Below are 18,224 nucleotides of genomic sequence, written 5' to 3' on the forward strand. Positions count from 1 at the left end.
CCCATCACGGGACACCCATACAAACATGCATTTATCTGAACTGAAGGCAATGCACGTCTCCGCCCTGCTGGAGATGGCTATCGGCCTCGACATCGACAACGCAGCACGCCTGCGCAAACAGGAACTGATGTTCGCGATCCTGAAGAAGCGCGCGAAAGGCGGAGAACAGATCTTCGGCGACGGCGCGCTCGAGGTGCTGCCGGACGGCTTCGGATTCCTGCGCTCGCCGGACGCGAGCTACATGGCATCGACCGACGACATCTACATCTCGCCGTCGCAGATCCGCCGCTTCAACTTGCATACGGGTGACTCGATCGAAGGGGAAGTGCGTACGCCGAAGGATGGCGAGCGTTACTTCGCGCTGGTCAAGGTCGACAAGGTCAACGGCGAATCGCCGGAAGCCTCGAAGCACCGCATCCTGTTCGAGAACCTGACCCCGCTGCACCCGCAGGAGCCGCTGCGCCTGGAGCGCGACATGAACGGCGCCGAGAACATCACCGGCCGCATCGTCGACCTGATCTCGCCGATCGGCAAGGGCCAGCGCGGCCTGCTGGTCGCCTCGCCGAAGTCGGGCAAGTCGGTCATGCTGCAGCACATCGCGCACGCGATCACCGCGAACCACCCGGACGTGACCCTGATCGTCCTGCTGATCGACGAGCGTCCCGAGGAAGTGACCGAGATGCAGCGTTCGGTGCGCGGCGAAGTGGTCGCCTCGACCTTCGACGAACCGGCCACCCGCCACGTGCAGGTCGCCGAGATGGTGCTGGAAAAGGCCAAGCGCCTGGTCGAGATGAAGAAGGACGTCGTGATCCTGCTGGACTCGATCACCCGCCTGGCCCGCGCCTACAACACCGTGATCCCGGCATCGGGCAAGGTCCTGACCGGCGGTGTGGACGCCAACGCGCTGCAGCGTCCGAAGCGCTTCTTCGGCGCCGCCCGTAACGTCGAAGAAGGCGGCTCGCTGACCATCGTCGCGACCGCGCTGATCGAAACCGGTTCGCGCATGGACGACGTGATCTACGAAGAATTCAAGGGCACCGGCAACATGGAAGTGCACCTGGAGCGCCGCCTGGCCGAGAAGCGCGTCTACCCGGCGATCAACCTGAACAAGTCGGGTACCCGCCGCGAAGAACTGCTGATCAAGCCGGACCAGCTGCAGAAGATCTGGATCCTGCGCAAGCTGCTGTACTCGATGGACGAGATCGAGGCGATGGAGTTCATCCTCGACAAGATGCGCGCGACCAAGAACAATGTCGAGTTCTTCGACATGATGCGCCGCGGCGGCTAAACGCCGGCGTAGCGATCGCGTGAAGGGCGGCCTGAGGGTCGCCCTTTTCTTTTGGGGCGCGGTGAAAGGATGCGGTGCGGCGTGCGTGAACCCCCACCACCAACAATGATCTAACGTTCACCCACAGCCGAGAACGCCATCATGCCAAACGGTATCGATCCCCACGCCCCCTACCAGCTGGACCGCCGCCTGACCATCCTCGAAACGCGGTTCGATACCATATTGCCTCGGCTTCGGCGGCATGATCATGACCCTGTTTTCTCTATTGCAACACTGACCCGCACCTCGGTTGCCTCGATCGCCAAACCGCCTTATAATCGCCGGTTCAGTCAACCCCTGGCAAGTGATCGGCAATCGGGTCAAGAAGCAGTGCGACCGACGAAGTGCCTTTTGGCTACCAAACTAATCAGAGGCAATATTATGAAGACCGATATCCATCCGGATTACCGCGAAGTCGTGTTCCACGATCTGTCGTGCGATTTCAAGTTCATCACCCGTTCGACCATCGCTACCCGCGAAACCATCAACTTCGAAGGTAAAGACTACCCGCTGGTCAAGATCGAGGTGTCGGCTGAATCGCACCCGTTCTACACCGGTAAGCACAAGATCGTCGACACCGCTGGCCGCGTCGAGAAGTTCCGCCAGAAGTTCGGTTCGGTCGGCTCGAAGACCTCGGTCGCCAACGGCTAATCTGCCGGGCACCCGCCCGGAGCGATCCGGGTTACCAGAAAAGAAGCCGGCCTCCCCGGCTTCTTTTTTTTTCGCGGCTATACTACGCGCTTATTTCCCAAACATCAGACTTATCGATGAAACCAGTCCGCCTTCCCGCCGCCGCCACCCTGGCGCTGCCCCGCTGGGCCCTGCTCGCGCTGGGCATGCTGTACATCCTGCCCGGGCTGATCGGCCGCGATCTGTGGAAGGAGGACGCCGGCAGCTTCGGCATCATGTGGACCATGGCGCATGGCGGCCTCAATGACTGGCTGTATCCGAACGTCTCCGGCCTGCCCAGCCCCGAGGAGGGCCCGCTGGCCTTCTGGCTGGGTGCGCTGTGCATCAAGCTGTTCGGCTGGATCCTGGGCGACGTGCTGGCCGCGCGCGTCTCGACCATCGGCATCTTCGTGATGGGCGCCATGTCGCTCTGGTACACCGCCTTCCACCTGGGCCGCCGCGCCGAGGCCCAGCCGCTGCGCCTGGCCTTCGGCGGCCAGCCCGAACCGGACGACTACGGCCGCACTCTGGGCGACACCGCGGTCCTGATCTACCTCGGCTCCCTTGGCCTGCTGCTGCAAAGCCACCTGACCCTGGCGCCCACCCTGCAGGGCGCCCTGCTCGCCTATTTCCTGTACCGCGCGGTGCGCTACGTCGAGCACACCAGCACCCGCAACGCCGTGCTGGTCGGCCTGTCGCTGGGCGCCCTGACCCTGACGCGCGGCTTCCTGGCGCCGCTGGCCCTGGTGCTGGCGCTGTTCGCCTGCACCCGCTACCTCAAGCTGCCGGTCGCGGCCACCCTGCGCCACCTGGCGATCGCGCTGGGCGTGGCGTTCGGCCTGACCCTGGTGTGGATCCTGCCGGCCTCGCTGGCCCAGCCCTACGGCATGTCGCCGGTGGGCGACTGGCTGGCCTGGAACGGGGAGCAGATCGGCCTGCCCAGCCTGGTTTCGCTGAAGGCTTTCTTCCGCATCGGCGTCTGGTTCTTCTGGCCCGCCTGGCCGTTCGCGCTGTGGGCCGTGTGGGCCTGGCGCCGCCAGCAGAAGCTCCTGCACATCGTGCTGCCGGTATTCTTCTTCGCCACCCTGGCCGCCCTCCAGCTGTGCGACCCGGCGCCGGAGAACGGCGACTTCCTCAAGATGCTGCCGCCGCTGGCCCTGATGGCCGCCTTCGGCCTGCCGACCATGAAGCGCGGCGCGATCAACGCCATCGACTGGTTCTCGGTGATGGTGCTGACCATCCTGGGCGCCTTCGTGTGGCTGTTCTGGATCGCCAAGCTGACCGGCTGGCCGGCCCAGCTGGCCAAGAACGCGCTCAAGCTGGTGCCGGGCTTCAAGCCGGAAGTCGGCATCGTCGCCTTCGTGGTGGCGGCCGCCGCCAGCATCGGCTGGATCATGCTGGTGCAGTGGCGCCTGTCGCGCCAGCCTTCGGTGCTGTGGCGCGCCGTGGTGCTGTCCTCTGGCGGCCTGATCCTGCTGTGGGTGCTCCTGATGACCCTGTTCCTGCCCGACCTCAACTACAGCAAGAGCTACGCCGGCGTGGCCCAGCAGATCGCCGCACGCCTGCCGGCCGACGCCGGCAACGGCGCCGGCGGCAGCTGCATCGACACGAACGTCGGCCCGGCCCAGCGCGCCTCGCTGGCCTTCTACGGCCGCCTGCCCTTCGCCACCATGGCCAGCGGCGCATGCGATTACGTGCTGCTGCGCGACAGCGTGAAGACGCGCGACGACCGCGAGATGATGCGCAAGTACGAAGTGCGCAATCCGGTCCCCCTGTGGGAAGGCCGGCGCGCCTCGGACCGCGACGAGCGCTTCCGCCTGTTCCGCCGCGACCGCTGAGCGTTCTCATCCATACCCAGGCCGCACGGCTCGTCCGTGCGGCTTTTTTTTCGTCCACACTTGTTGAATCGCGCCACCAGTGCGCGCCTCCATGGCGCGATATGAGAACCTATCTCCAACAATTGGCGCGTTTGAGCGGTCTCAATTCGTACCCAGCGGCGATGGTCACAATGATTTGGTCGTAGCCGCCGGATGATCCCGACCGGGCCCTGACCCGGGTCCTCAAGCACGCAGCAAGGAGACGATCATGAAAAGCGTTACGTTTTCTGAAATTGTGCGCGTCCATCAACGGCCGGGTTACCTGCGCCGCCTCGCTACCTGGCGGCAATCGCTGCCCTGGGCCCTGACCCTGCTGGCCGGGCTGCCCCTGCTGATGCTGGCGCTGCACCTGATTGACCCCGGGACGCCCCTGGCCTACATCGTGCTGCCGGCGCTGCTCGGCGGCGTGCTGCCGGTCTGCATGCTGGGGCCGGGGCGCTTCGAGATGCAGACCCGTTTCGACGCCCGCTACATGATCAATACGCTCGACGAAGCCATGTCCGCCCTGGGCTACCGCAAGAGCGCGGACGACAGCGAACGCATCAGCTACTACCGCCCGCGCCCCTGGCTGCGCCAGCAGGAAGGCGCGATCACGGTGGCGGTGCTGCCGCATGCGCTGGAAGTGATCGGGCCGGTCGGCAGCCTGCGCCTGCTCCAGCACAGGATTGCCCGCTAAGTGCCCGCCAAGTGCCTGCTGAGCGCCTGCCGGGGGCCGGCGCCCAGTACGAGCACGCCGTATGGCCATGCGCCACGGTCAAAATTCACGCTCGTACTGGTCAGTCGCGCAAGGCATGTGCTAAGATGCGCGCCTGCTATTGGGCCTCTGTGGCGGAATTGGTAGACGCACTTGACTCAAAATCAAGCGCCGAAAGGCGTGCCGGTTCGATTCCGGCCGGAGGCACCAAATCCTTGTAGCAATATGCACCACACCAGAACCCGCGTTTCTCATCGAGAGAGCGTGGGTTTTTTGTTGCCCTGCACCGCAGCATCGAACGCCAGCCCATAGCCCGCGTGGCAGATCGCCATGGCGAGCCAGTACCGCGTCGCTACTGCGGCAATCCCTCGACCAGCATCGCATCCAGCGCCTCCGCAGGCGCAGGCTTGCCAAATAAATAGCCTTGATAACGGTGGCAGCCAAGCTCCCTGAGCATGGCATGCTGGGCTTCGGTCTCGACCCCTTCGGCGATGATCGACAGCCCGAGCGCCTGGGCCAGCGCGACCACGCTGCGCGCGATCGAGGCGTCGTTCGGATCGACCAGGATATCGCGCACGAAGGAACGGTCGATCTTCAGCTGCTCGAGCGGCAGCCGCTTGAGGTAGGCCAGGGACGAATAACCGGTGCCAAAGTCGTCGAGCGAGAAGCAGACGCCGCGGCGGCGCAACTGCTCCATCTTGTCGATGGTCTCCTCGACGCGATCGATGACCATCGATTCCGTCAATTCCAGCTTCAGCCGCGACGGATCGGCGCCGGTGGCGGCGATGACCTCCAGCGTGTCCCGCACAAAGCTGTCCTCCATCAGCTGGCGGATGCTGATGTTGACTGCGACTGTCAGGTGGGCGCTGTGCGGCGTCCTGCTCCAGCGGACCAGCTGCTCGCAGGCCGCGCGCAGCACCCAGCCGCCGATCGGCAGGATCAGGTCCGTGTGCTCGGCCACGCCGATGAACTCGACGGGGCCGATCAGCCCCCGCTCGGGATGCCGCCAGCGCAGCAAGGCCTCGGCGCCGACGACACGGCTTTCCTCGACCTGTGGCTGGTAGAACAGTTCCAGCTGTCCGGCGTGCAGCGCGTGGCGCAATTCGGCCTCGAGCTGGATGCGCTGCCGGATGCGCTGCTCCATCCAGGGCTCGAAAAAGCGCAAGGTGTTGCGCCCGTCGGCCTTGGCCTGGTACATGGCCAGGTCGCCGCGCTTCATGAGCATGTCGAGCGATTCGTCGCGGTGCGTGCACAGGGTGATGCCGATGCTGCAGCTGGCGTGATGCGCCATGCCGCCGATATCGTAGGGCGCGCCCAAGGCCGCCAGCACTTTCTCCGCCAGCATCTCGGCGTGCAGCCGAGCCTCCTCTTCGCTGGCGCCGATCGCGTCGAGCATGACGACGAATTCGTCGCCGCCGAGGCGGGCTACGGTGTCATTGGCGCGCACGCAAGCTTCCAGGCGCCGCGCCACCTGCTGCAGCAGCTGGTCGCCGGCGATATGGCCACGGGTATCGTTCAGGTCCTTGAAGTTGTCGAGATCGAGGAAGAGCAAGGCGCCGGCCTGGGCCGCGTCGCCGCTGGCCGCCAGGCAGGCCTGGATGCGCTCGAACAGCAGCCTGCGGTTGGGCAAGCCGGTGAGTTCGTCGTAAAAGGCCAGCCGCAGGTTACGCTCCTGGGTCTGTTTCAGTTCCGTGATGTCCGACACCGTGCACACGTAGTTGGCGATGCGCCCCGCCTGGTCGGGTACGGCGCTCACCGACAGCAGGGCCGGGTACAGGCCGCCGGTCTTGCGCTGGCCCCATGCATCTCCCTGCCATTTGTGCTGGGCCGCCAGCAGGTCCCAGAAAGGGGCGTCCAGGCCGCGTCCGTCCCGGGTGAGCAGGAAAGGCAGAGTGCGCGACTCCAGCAGCTCGGACAGCACATAGCCGCTCATCGCACACATCGCCTGGTTGGCGTCGACGATCGCATGGTCCGGCCCCAGCACCAGCATGCCCTCGTGCGACTGGAACACGGTGGCGGCCAGGCGGTTCGATTCCTCCATCTGCTTGCGGGCCGTGATATCGCTCGAGATGCCGCACAGGTAGCGCGCCGCGCCGCTTTCCAGCGCCAGCGACACCTTGGTCGACAGATAGATGCGCTGCCCGTCCTTCATGCTGGGCCCCGCCTCTTCGAACACCCTGCGCTCCTTGTCCTCCATTACCAGGGCGTCATGCGCACGCAGGGTGGCGGCCAGTTCAGGGCCAAACAGCTCGAAGTCGTCCTTGCCGATGATTTCGGCGGCCGGCCGGTCCACCAGGCGGCACAGCGCCCCGTTCGCGTACAGGTAACGGAAATCGGCATCCTTGATGTAGACGGGCGAATCGACGCTGTCCAGGATGGCCGAGAGCTTGTTCTCGGTGTCGCGCAATTCGCGCGCCCGCGTCCGCGCCTGGCGGCGAAAGCGCAGTGCCGCGGCCGACGCAGCCGACAGCAGCACCGCGGCCAGTCCCAGCAGCCAGAAAAAGCGCGCGCCGATGGCCTGCGCGGGCGCCTGCAGCTGCCAGCGCTTCAGGATGCCGAAATACACGGATTCAGGATCGGCTTGCCATGCCGCAAGACGGCGGTCGAGCGCCGCCTGCACGTCGCCCTGGGCGCCGGGCCGGGCGGCATAGAACAGGCGCGCCGGCTGGAACACGATGGGAGTATCGTGCAGGCCGAAGTGGGACGCCCGCAGGTCGCCGTAGTACTTGTTGGCGGCGGCCAGGTCCACCTTGCCCTCGCGTACCAGCTGGAAGGCCTGGTCGTACGAGGACGTCTGCACGAAGCTGGTATTCAACCCGAAAGTGTCCGTCAGGTTTTGCAGGAATGCCGCCTGCACCGATCCCTCCAATACCGCCACCCGCTTGTCTTTCAGGTCGAGGAGGGAAACGGCCTTGACCTCGCCGCCGTAGAGCTGGGACCAGCTGATCAGTGCCGGGACATTGTGGAAGGCAAAGCGCCTGGCACGCTCGGGGGAATAGGCGACGTCGGGCAGCAGGTCGATGTCGCCCCGCTCGAGCATGGCCAGGCAGCCCGCCCATTCGCAGGGAACGAAGTGCAGGCGCCAGTTCTCGTCCTTGGCGGCTTCCTGCAACAGCTCGACCAGGATGCCCGAAGCCTGGCCCTTGTCGTCGACGAACAGCTTGGGTTGGTTGCTGTAGACACCGACCCGCAGTTCCTTTTCCGGGGCCGCCGACGCACTGAGGGAGGAGACTGCCAACAGGAGGGACAACAGCAGTTTGCCGACGAGCGCGCGCACACAAGACCATGGGCGGCCGGGGTGGCAGGATAGACCGGGGGACGATGGCGGCATGCGGCTCATGCGAACGGGCTAGATGGCTTTATCAAGCACAGCGGCCCATGCCCCCTTCCCGCTTTCCGTCCCTCCACCGCAGCGATCCACATCGACATCTGCATGACCTTCCTCGAAGACTGCGTGTCCGTCCCAGTCCGGATGGCTGATCCGGCGCGCTTGTTAATCGGTAAACTGATATTTCGTCATCATAGCGACGGTGCAAGACTACCAGAGCGTGGTGGAAAACGCAGAAGGCTGGCGTGCTGCCTCCGCCCGGCGGCCGGCGCGGGACTGGAATGTGCGCGGATGGGAGTCGATGTGGAGGGAGCCGGTCTGGAACGCTCAGCGCTTGCCCGCCGGCGTATTCACCGCCGCCGTCGCATTCCCCGCCGTCCCCGAGTTGTCGTATGCGCGCTCGATGCGCCTCCCGGTGCCATCCCTGGCGATCTCGGCGAACGCCACGTTGAGCCGGTCGATCACCGCATCCGGCACCGCGCGATTGCAGGCCAGGTAGACTTCGATCCGGTTAAACACGAGCACCGGCACGATCTGCTTGTCCCAGCCGTAGCGGCTCAGCACGGTCTCGCTGGAACGCACGCTGGCCGCCCACAGGTCGATGCGGCCCAGCATCAGCTTGCGAGGATTCATGAGGTCGTTCGAGGCGGCGTCCACCTGGAAGCCGCGTTCGCGCAGGAACTGGTCGCGGGCATCGCCGTGGTAGGTGCCGATGCGCAGCTTGCGCGCCTGCTCCAGGTTGTCCAGGTTCCATTCGCGGTCGGCGCGCCCCATCAGGACCCACTGGCCGACGTCGGTCGGGCCGGCCCACTTGAACAGGCGCTCGCGCTCGGGAGTACGGGTGGTGGAGTAAACACAGGCGTCCGGACGCTGCAGCGCCGCGGCATAGGCACGCTTCCAGGGCAGCAGGTCGATGGTGTGCGCCACGCCGGCGCGCTGCATCGCCTCGCGCACCTTGTCGGTGGCGACGCCGACCACACGCCCCTTGTCGAGCATGCTGGACGTCCCCGATTGCTCGGTCGTGATGTACAGACGCGCGCCCGCCTCCGGCGCACTGCCGGGAGCCGCGGCGGCCATCGCTTGCGCCGCCTGCAGCGCCAGCGCAGTGACGGCGATAACGGTTCTGTTCAAATGCGCACCCTGGTTCTCTACCTTTTGGAAGACTGCCAACCAAGCATACCAGCCGGCCCGGATTTCCCACAGTGCATAGCGCGGAAGGTGGCGCGCCCGCCACAGTCCCGCGTTTGACACGGCTTCATTCCGATGATCAAGAAGACTTTCCGAAACGAAAATGCGATACTGACCAGCTCATCCAATGGGCATCGTGCAAGCCGCCCGCCTTCCTATGTTGCAAATATTTTCAGTTCCGGACGACCCGTCCCTGCTGACCTATGGCATCTACGAACCGCGCCTGGTCGTACTGTCGCTGCTGGTCGCGATCTTTTCTTCCTGGATGGGCCTGCAGATCGCGGGCCAGGCCAGCGCCAGCCGCGCGCAGCGCACGATCATGCTGGCCAGCGGCAGCCTGGCGCTGGGCGCCGGCGTGTGGGCGATGCACTTCATCGGCATGCTGGCCTTTAACCTGTGCACGCGGGTCGACTACGACGAGCTGACCACCATCCTGTCCGCCCTGCCCAGCATCGCCGCCTCCTTCGTGGCGCTGTCCCTGATCGCGCGTCCGCGCCTGGGCTTCGGCGGCCTGCTGGCGGGCGGCGTGCTGGTCGGCGCCGGCATCGGCGCGATGCATTATTCCGGCATGGCGGGCATGCGCATGAGCCTGAGCCTGCACTACGATCCGCTGATGTTCGGCCTGTCGATCGTGGTCGCGGTGGTGCTGGCCACCTTGGCGCTGGGCGTACGCTCGGGCCTGTCGCGCTTCCAGTCGATGTCCGAATCGCGCCGCCTGCTGCTGGCCGCGGTCGTGATGGGCTGCGCCATCGCCGGCATGCACTACACCGGCATGGCGGCCGCGCGCTTCATCGGCCGCGTCGCGCCGGGCAGCGAAGGACACGTCAACAGCGACTTCCTGGCGCTGGCGATCACGGTGATCACCGTTGCCTTCACCTTGTTCGTGCTGGCCGCCAACGGCCTGCTGCGCTACCGCCAGATGTTCCTCGACCTCTCGCGCAGCGAAGCCTGGATGCGCGCCCTGCTCACCACCACCGTCGACGGCGTGGTCACCATCGACCGCAAGGGCAACATCAACGAATTCAACGCCTCGGCCGAACGCATCTTCGGCTGGCGCCGCGACGAAATCATCGGCCGCCATATCGACCTCCTGATCGCCGACCAGGAAAACGCGGAGAAGGACGGCCTGCTCGGCATCCTGCGCCAGGGCAGCCTCGATTCCTTCGCGCGCAGCAGCGAGGTCATGGCCAAGCGCAAGGACGGCAGCCTGGTGCCGGTGCGGCGCTCGATCGGCCACGCGAAGCTGGGCGACCAGGATTTGTTCGTCGGCTTCGTCACCGACATCAGCGAACGCCGCGCGATGGAACAGGCGCTGCGCGCCAGCGAACAGCAGTTCCGCTCACTGATCGGCAACATCCCCGGTATCTCCTTCCGCTGCACGCTCGAACCGGGCTGGCCCATGGTTTTCATCAGCGATGCCATAGAACGTGTGACGGGCTATCCAGCGCGTGAATTCATTGGCACGCCCCCGCGCCGCACCTTCGACAGCCTGATCCACGCCGCCGACCGCGTGCGCGTCAACGACGCAATCGCTGCCGCGATGCGCGGGGACCTGCACTACCTGGTCGAATACCGCGTGCTGAACGCCGACGGCAGCGTGCGCTGGCTGTGGGAGAACGGCACCGGCGTGCGCGACGATGCAGGCGAAGTGCGCTGGCTGGACGGCGTCATCCTCGACATCACCGAGCGCCGCCAGATGGAAGAAGCGCTGCGTGAAGCCAAGGACAAGGCCGAGCAGGCCGCCGCGGCGCGCGCTACATTTGTCGCCAACATGAGCCACGAGATCCGCACGCCGATGAACTCGATCCTGGGCTTCACCGACGTGCTGCTGGACGGCGAACTGAACGCCCAGCAGCGGCGCCACCTGGACACCATCCGCAACGCCGGCAAGTCCCTGCTGCGCCTGCTGAACGAGATCCTCGACACCGCCAAGCTGGAAAAAGGCGCGGTCGAGCTTGAGCAGAACGACTACAACCTGCTGTCGCTGATCGACGAGCTGTCCTCGACCCTGGCGGCGAACGCGCGCGCCAAGGGCCTGCACCTGGACATCCAGTACGACCCGGCGCTGCCGACCGGCCTGCGCGGCGACGAACTGCGCATGCGCCAGGTGCTCACCAACCTGATCGACAATGCGATCAAGTTCACCGCCAAGGGCTCGGTCACCCTGAAGGTGCGCGCCGAAGGCGACCAGCTGTGCATCGCGGTGGTCGACACCGGCATCGGCATCGCCCAGGACCGCCTGGCCGCGATCTTCGATCCCTTCACCCAGGCCGATGCCTCGATGACCCGGCGCTTCGGCGGCACGGGTCTGGGCACCACCATCTGCAAGCAGCTGGTCGAGCTGATGGGCGGCCGGATCTGGGCCGAGAGCGAAGTCGGCAAGGGCACCACCTTCCACGTGCGCGTGCCGCTGGTGCTGGCGCGCTTCGCCCAGCAGGCGCCGCGCGTGCGCAGCGCCGCGGTGCTGCCGCCGCTGCGCGTGCTGGCGGCGGACGACGTGCCGCAGAACCTGGAGCTGCTGCAGCTCCTGATGGCGCGCCGCGGCCACATCATGACCGGCGTCGGCGACGGCGCCGCCGTGGTGGAGCTGGCGACGAAGCAGGACTTCGACGTGATCCTGATGGACTTCCAGATGCCGCTGCTCGACGGCCTGTCGGCCACGCGCGCGATCCGCGCCCACGAAGCAGCCGGTAGCCGCCGGCGCGTGCCGGTGATCGCGATGACCGCCAGCGTGCTGGCCGAGCACCGCAGCGCCAGCGTGGAAGCCGGCATGGACGGTTTCGCCAGCAAGCCGGTCGACTGGTTCGCGCTGTCGCACGAGATCGCGCGCGTGCTCGGCATCGCCCAGCAGTGCGCGGACAGCGCGGCGGCAAGCATCCCGGGCATGGTGCGCGAAGTATGGAACCGCCATGCCGGCCTGCATCGCTGGGGCGGCAAGGAAGACACCTATCTGGAAGCGCTCGACCACTTTAGCCGCCAGTATGCGGAACTGGACAAGACGCTGCGCCTGCACGCCGCCGGCGGCGAGCACCAGGAACTGCGCATGCTGGCCCACAAGGTGCGCGGCGTGGCGGCCAACGTGGGACTGGAGCAGCTGTCCGACGCCCTCGGACAGCTCGAACACGCCACCAATGCGCTGCCGACCGACGAACAGAAGGCGGCGGCCGCGCTCGAAGCCTCGGCCAGGGCCGTCGCCGAGGCGCTCGCCGCCATCCGGACCGGCGGCGCGAACGGTGCCCAGCCGCTTCAGGAGGCGGCGGAACAGACGGTGGACCTGGCGCGCGCGCGCCGTGCGGCCGGCGTGCTGCTCGAGGCCCTGCGCCGCGGCGCGCTCGACGACGGCGCGCTGGCCGGCCTGTCGTCCGCCCTGGCCGGCCATGCCTGCGCCCCGCGCGTGGCCCAGGTGCGCACCGCCATCGGCGACTTCGATTTCGACCTCGCCATGCAGCAGCTCGAAAGCGTGCTGGCGGCGATCAGGGAATAAAGTAATCCAGGAATTTTCGGCATGACCCAACCGACCAACAAACCGCTCATCCTCGCGGTCGACGACGAGGCCAGCAACCTGGCGCTGCTGCGCCAGATCCTGCAGGACCACTACCGCCTGCTGTTCGCCAAGGACGGCGCACGCGCGCTCGACCTGGCGCGCCAGGAACAGCCCGACCTGATCCTGCTGGACGTGATGATGCCCGGGATGTCGGGCTATGAAGTGTGCGCGGCGCTCAAGGCGCATCCGGGCACCGCCGCGATCCCCGTGATCTTCGTGACCGCCCTCACCGACACCGACGACGAGGTCGAAGGCTTCGAGGCCGGCGCGGTGGACTACATCACCAAGCCAGTCAGCCCGCCGATCGTGCGCGCCCGCGTGCGCACCCACCTGTCGCTGGTGCGCATGGAGGAATTGCGCGCGAGCCGCCTGGAGATCGTGCAGCGCCTCGGCCTGGCGTCCGAATACAAGGACAACGAGACCGGCCTGCACGTGATCCGCATGAGCCACTTTTCGCGCGTGCTCGGCATCGCGGCCGGCATGACGGAACAGGAAGCCGACGACCTGCTGCACGCCGCGCCAATGCACGACGTCGGCAAGATCGGCATCCCCGACCGCGTGCTGCAGAAGCCCGGCCCGCTCGACGCGGAAGAATGGAAGGTGATGCAGAGCCACGTGAACATCGGCGCCGAGATCATCGGCGAGCATAGCGGAGGCATGCTGGGGCTGGCGCGCAACATCGCGCTGACCCATCACGAGAAGTACGACGGCAGCGGCTATCCCAACGGCCTGAAGGGCGACGCCATTCCGCTCGAAGGGCGCATCTGCGCGATCGCCGACGTTTTCGACGCCCTCACCTCGGTGCGTCCCTACAAGAAGGCGTGGAGCGAGGAAGAAGCGATCGACTTCCTGCGCCAGCAAAAGGGAAAGCATTTCGATCCGGTGCTGGTGGACCTGTTCATCGAACAGATGCCGGCGATCCGGGCGATCAGGCTGCGCTGGGCGGAACAACAGTAGGGTGGACGGGTCTCCCGTCCACGCGGCGATACGTACCGGTTGATCATTCGCCGCTGTGCCGGCGCCGTTGAGCGCGTGGACGGCAAGCCGTCCACCCTACGCTTGGTCCGGCTGGTGGATCAGGCCTGCGCGCGCGCCAGGCGTACCGGCACGCGCCGCGGCGCCAGCGATTCGTAGAGCGACAGGTAGTTCGCGGCCATCTTCTCGGACGTGAACAATTCCTGGTAGCGCATCTCGGCGCGCCGCCCCATCTGGCGCGCCATCTCGGGGTTCTCCCACAGCCTTTGCATCGCCACGCGCAACGCCTGCGGATCGGACGGCGGCACCACGATGCCGGTGTTCCCGTCGATGTTGATGTAGGTGGTGCCGGTGCCGATCTCGCAGGAGATCATCGGCTTGCCGTACATGGCGCCTTCCAGCAGCGAAATGCCGAAGGCTTCCGAGCGCAGGTGCGAGGGGAAGGACAGCGCATACGACAAGGTGAGCAGCGCCACCTTGTCGGCGTCGTCCAGCGCGCCCAGGAAGACCACGTTCTTCAGCTTCAGGCGCGCGGCCTGCTGCTTGAGCTCGTGCTCGATCGGGCCCGCGCCCACGATCACGATCGGGTAGTCCAGGCCGGCCGCCGCTTCCAGCAGGATGTGCAGGCCCTTGTAGTAGCGCAGCACGCCCACGAACAGGAAGAACTTCGGGCCCAGGCGCGCGCGCCAGTGCGCCAGGCGGGCCGGGTCCGCCTGCGGATAGGTGCTCTTGTCCAGGCCATAGGTGATGACGCTGGTCTTGTCGCGGTAGCGGTCCAGCACCGGCGACGAGGCAAGGTAATTCGGCGAGGCCGCGACGATGGCGTCGACGGTGTTCAGGAAGCGGTCCCTGAGCGGCGCGTACAGGCGCAGCAGGTGGCGCTGGCGCACGATGTCGGAGTGGTAGGTGAGCACCGTCGGCTTGTTCACGCGCGCCATGAAATGCGCCAGGTCCATGAAGGGCCAGGGGAAGTGGTAGTGCACCACGTCCGCCTCTTGCGCCATGCGCGCCAGCGCGCCGATGGATTGCAGCGAGATGGCGTTGGACGCGATTTCCGCATTCTGCGGCACGCGATGGACCATGTGCCCCTCGAACTCGAAGGGCACCAGCCGGTCGTGCCGCGACAGCGACAGCACCGTGTTGCTGACGCCCACGCGGCCGGTACTGACGCACATCTGACGGATGACCTGTTCAATGCCACCCATCGAGTCCGGGAAATACGTTTTGTAGAAGTGAAGGACACGCATGGGCTTAAGATTACTGCGGATTAACGGGATACCACCGCACGATAGACATCGAGGGTCAATCGTGCGGTGTTCTGCCAGGTGAGTTGCTCCGCGCGCACGCGGCCGGCGGCGATGCAGCGCGCACGCACGGCGCCATCCTGGGCCAGGGTACGCATGGCTTCCATGATCTCGCCCGCGCTCAATGGGTCGACGTCGAGGGCCGCTCCCTGCGTTACTTCCGGCAGCGAGCTGGCGTTCGAGGCCACTACCGGCAGCTTCGAGGCGAAGGCTTCCACGACGGGAATGCCGAAGCCTTCGTACAGCGAAGGAAACACGAACACGCCCGCCCCCGCGTACACATGGCGCAGGGCCTGGTGATCGCTCAGGCTATTCAGCCAGACCAGGTTCTCGCCGCTTGCCTGCAGGCTTGCGATGCGCGCCACCAGTTCCTCGCTGCGCGCGCCGCGCACGCCCACGATCACCAGCGCGCGTTCGGCGCGCATGCTTGGGGGCAGCATCAGCCAGGCGTCGATCAGGCGCCCGATGTTCTTGCGCGGCTGCAGCGTGCCGACAGTCAGGAAATAACCGGGTTGCAGTTTATTGGCCGTAAGGGTGGCGGCCACGGCGGCCGGATCGGGCGTCTCCAGCCATTCGTCGTCCACCCCGCAAGGCACCACCGACACACGGCGCTCGTCGACGCCGAAGCACTCCACCAGTTCGTCGATCGCGAAGTGCGAGAGCGCGATCACATGGTCGGCCTTGGCGGCGGCCTTGCGCTGGAGCCAGTTCTTCACGCCGCGCAGGCGCGGGTTGCACCATTCGGGATACTTGATCGGCAGCGCGTCGTGCAGGGAGGCGACCACCGGGCAATCCATGCGCACGATGCGGTAGTCGGTCGCGTGGAACACGTCGACGGGCATGTGCACGCGGTGCGCGCCGGGTGTAGCCAGGTCGATGAACGAGGCTTTCTCGAAGGATTGCGGCATCGGCGTGCCGATGCTGATGCCCTGGCCGCCCTTCCCAGCGCGGCGCAGGCCTGGACGCGGCCACGAGAACGGCTGTACGGTGCAGCCGGTGCGCGGCAGGTTCTGCAGCAGCGCCCGGGTGTAGACCCCGATGCCGTCCAGGTGGCCGCCAGTCAGCCCCGGTTCGATCTTGGTCGTTCCGAGTCCTACGCTAAGGCTGCCAGCGATCAGGCTTCGTACATCCAGCGCAGCGTATCGCACAAGGGAGTCGGGTTGAGGTGGCCGATCGCGGCGGTCAGCTTGCTGTTGCTGCCGGTCAGCTGGAGCACGTCGTTGGCGCGTACGAAGGCCGGATTGACCTGCACGTCGATGCGGTAGCCGGCGATCTCGCTCATCATCTCGATCAGCTCGGCCAGCGAATGCGAGCTGCCCGAGCAGACATTGAAGACTTCGTTGCTGGGCGCCACGGCCAGCAGGCGGCGGTAGCTGCGCGCCATCATGCGCACGTCGGAAAAATCGCGCGCGATCGCCAGGTTGCCGAGTTCGATGCGGCGCTCGCCGCGGCGGAAATGCGACACGATCTTCGGCAGCAGGAAGTTTTCGGTCTGCCCGATGCCGGTGTAGTTGAAGGGACGCGCGATCGTGATCGGCAGCTTGTCCATCCACAGGCGCGCCATGTATTCCATGGCCAGCTTGCTGACGGCGTAGTCGTTGGCCGGGGACGGCGGCACGTTCTCGTCGAGGACGGGGACGCTGGCGTTGCCGTAGATGTTGGCCGAGGAGGCCAGCAGCACGCTGGTCGGACGGTGCCGGCCGGCGGCCAGCGCCTCCAGCAGGTTGCGCGTGCCGACCACGTTGACGCGGTAGATCATGTCGGCGTTGGCATGGGCCACGAAGGCGATGGCGGCCAGGTGGGCGACCATGTCGGGCTGGACCTTGCCGATCACTTCGGCCAGGGCGGCGCGGTCGAGCAGGTCGACCGGATAGATGTCCGGGCCGAGTTCCTCGCCCGGCATCACGGTGCCGTAGACGCGGTAGCCGGCGGCAGTGAGTTCCTGCGCCAGGTAGCGCGCGGTAAAGCCGCGCAGGCCGGTGATCAGGGCGCGCCGCCCCTCGCCTTCGCGCCCGCCGAGAAAGACGGGAATGTCGTCCGTGGCCACGCGTTCCATATCAGAAGGAGAATCCCAGTTCGTTGCGACGCAGGTCGGCGTCGACCATCATCTGGCACAGCTCTTCGAGGGTGGTCTTCGGCTCCCATCCCAGCTCGCGCCTGGCCTTGCCGGCGTCGCCGATCAGGAGATCGACCTCGGCCGGACGATAGAATTTGGGCGACACGCGCACCAGCTGCTTGCCGGTGCGGGCGCAGTGGCCGGCTTCCTCCTCGCCGCTGCCGCTCCACTCGATCGCGATGTTGGCGCCCTTGAAGGCCATGGCCACGAAGTCGCGCACGGTCTCGGTGCGGCCGGTGGCCAGCACGAAGGTGTCGGGCTGGTCGGCCTGGAGAATGCGCCACATGCCTTCGACGTATTCCTTGGCATAGCCCCAGTCGCGCTTGGCGTCCAGGTTGCCCAGCTCCAGCACGTCGAGCTTGTTCAGCACGATCTTGGCCACCGAATCGGTGATCTTGCGGGTGACGAATTCACGTCCGCGCAGCGGCGATTCGTGGTTGAACAGGATGCCCGAGCAGCCGAACATGCCATAGGACTCGCGATAGTTGACCGTCATCCAGTGCGCGTACAGCTTGGCGACGCCATAGGGGCTGCGCGGGTAGAAAGGGGTGCTCTCGAGCTGGGGGATGGCCTGCACCTTGCCGAACATTTCCGAGGTCGACGCCTGGTAGAAGCGGATCTTCGGGTTGACGATGCGGATCGCTTCGAGCAGGTTGACGGCGCCGATGCCGGTGATCGAGGCGGTGGCCACCGGCTGCTCGAAGGAGACGCCGACGAAGCTCTGAGCCGCCAGGTTGTACACCTCGTCGGGACGGCTGTTTTCGACCAGGCGCACGCTCGAGGACAGGTCGGTCAGGTCGTACTCGACCAGCTGCAGGTTCGGGTGCGAGGCGACGCCCAGCTCCTCGATACGCCAGAAATTGACCGAACTGCAGCGGCGGAAGGTCCCGGTGACGTGATAGCCTTTTTCGAGGAGCAGCTGCGCCAGGTAGGCGCCGTCCTGGCCGGTAATCCCGGTGATGAGGGCTCTTTTCGTAGTGTGCATATTCGTTGTTCTCGTGGTTGTCTCACGGGTGCGGACGCTGTCGAGCCGATTCTAGCAAGGAAGGTCTCGAGACCCTTGCACAATAGAAATCGTGTTAATAAAACAACACTTATCTGTACATTATGCCCTTTGAATCCTTAGGTTACCCCATGCGCTTACCGATTGTTACGGGTGTATTGTGAGCGCGACAAAAATCCGACGACTTGCGACGTGCACG

Annotated in this window: 12 protein-coding genes and 1 tRNA gene; 7 read left to right on the forward strand and 6 right to left on the reverse strand. The window is 66.0% G+C overall.

The features are described 5' to 3' along the window. Positions 1-25: 25 nt before the first annotated feature. The 5 genes from rho to J8847_RS04590 all read left to right on the forward strand — a co-directional run bounded on the left by rho (position 26) and on the right by J8847_RS04590 (position 4,777). Complete coding sequence (rho, locus tag J8847_RS04570) at positions 26-1,288, forward strand: transcription termination factor Rho (protein ID WP_211518437.1); 1,263 nt, start codon at positions 26-28, stop codon at positions 1,286-1,288. Between the two features lie 420 nt (positions 1,289-1,708). After that, positions 1,709-1,978 carry a type B 50S ribosomal protein L31 gene (locus J8847_RS04575; protein WP_211523502.1) on the forward strand — a complete coding sequence of 90 codons (270 nt, stop codon included), beginning with the start codon at positions 1,709-1,711 and terminating at the stop codon, positions 1,976-1,978. Between the two features lie 116 nt (positions 1,979-2,094). After that, entirely contained in the window at positions 2,095-3,834 is a 1,740-nt protein-coding gene (locus tag J8847_RS04580; RefSeq protein WP_211523503.1) for a glycosyltransferase family 39 protein, read from the forward strand. 247 nt (positions 3,835-4,081) lie between these two features. Next, positions 4,082-4,549: a hypothetical protein gene (locus tag J8847_RS04585; RefSeq protein ID WP_211523504.1), complete on the forward strand. Its 468-nt coding sequence runs from the start codon at positions 4,082-4,084 to the stop codon at positions 4,547-4,549. 143 nt (positions 4,550-4,692) lie between these two features. After that, positions 4,693-4,777: transfer RNA gene (locus J8847_RS04590), tRNA-Leu, on the forward strand. Between the two features lie 142 nt (positions 4,778-4,919). Here the strand turns inward: J8847_RS04590 and J8847_RS04595 are convergent. Both J8847_RS04595 and J8847_RS04600 read right to left on the reverse strand, forming a co-directional pair. After that, entirely contained in the window at positions 4,920-7,817 is a 2,898-nt protein-coding gene (locus tag J8847_RS04595) for an EAL domain-containing protein (RefSeq protein WP_229429454.1), read from the reverse strand. Positions 7,818-8,222: 405 nt separating this feature from the next. After that, positions 8,223-9,026 (reverse strand): ABC transporter substrate-binding protein, encoded by an 804-nt coding sequence (locus J8847_RS04600; RefSeq protein ID WP_229429456.1) that lies wholly within the window; start codon positions 9,024-9,026, stop codon positions 8,223-8,225. Positions 9,027-9,240: 214 nt separating this feature from the next. Here J8847_RS04600 and J8847_RS04605 point away from each other — a divergent pair, with 214 nt between their 5' ends. Together J8847_RS04605 and J8847_RS04610 are read left to right on the forward strand one after the other, a co-directional pair. Next, positions 9,241-12,567 (forward strand): MHYT domain-containing protein, encoded by a 3,327-nt coding sequence (locus tag J8847_RS04605; protein ID WP_211523505.1) that lies wholly within the window; start codon positions 9,241-9,243, stop codon positions 12,565-12,567. A gap of 21 nt (positions 12,568-12,588) precedes the next feature. After that, positions 12,589-13,584 carry a two-component system response regulator gene (locus J8847_RS04610; protein ID WP_211523506.1) on the forward strand — a complete coding sequence of 332 codons (996 nt, stop codon included), beginning with the start codon at positions 12,589-12,591 and terminating at the stop codon, positions 13,582-13,584. A 119-nt stretch (positions 13,585-13,703) separates the two neighbouring features. Here the strand turns inward: J8847_RS04610 and J8847_RS04615 are convergent, their stop codons facing one another. Genes J8847_RS04615 through gmd form a run of 4 tightly spaced genes read right to left on the reverse strand, consistent with a single transcriptional unit; the run spans position 13,704 to position 18,007 of the window. Continuing rightward, complete coding sequence (locus J8847_RS04615; protein ID WP_211523507.1) at positions 13,704-14,849, reverse strand: glycosyltransferase family 4 protein; 1,146 nt, start codon at positions 14,847-14,849, stop codon at positions 13,704-13,706. 20 nt (positions 14,850-14,869) lie between these two features. After that, a complete protein-coding gene (locus J8847_RS04620) occupies positions 14,870-16,054 on the reverse strand; it encodes a glycosyltransferase family 4 protein (protein ID WP_373999824.1) in 1,185 nt (394 codons plus the stop codon). Continuing rightward, positions 16,021-16,962 carry a GDP-mannose 4,6-dehydratase gene (locus J8847_RS04625; protein ID WP_211523508.1) on the reverse strand — a complete coding sequence of 314 codons (942 nt, stop codon included), beginning with the start codon at positions 16,960-16,962 and terminating at the stop codon, positions 16,021-16,023. Before J8847_RS04625 ends, J8847_RS04620 begins: the two co-directional genes overlap by 34 nt. A gap of 1 nt (position 16,963) precedes the next feature. Continuing rightward, positions 16,964-18,007, reverse strand: a complete 1,044-nt coding sequence (gene gmd / locus J8847_RS04630; protein ID WP_211523509.1) for a GDP-mannose 4,6-dehydratase — start codon at positions 18,005-18,007, stop codon at positions 16,964-16,966. Between the last annotated feature and the right edge of the window lie 217 nt (positions 18,008-18,224).

This window comes from Massilia sp. AB1 (genome assembly GCF_018119385.1).
Classification (GTDB): domain Bacteria; phylum Pseudomonadota; class Gammaproteobacteria; order Burkholderiales; family Burkholderiaceae_D; genus Telluria.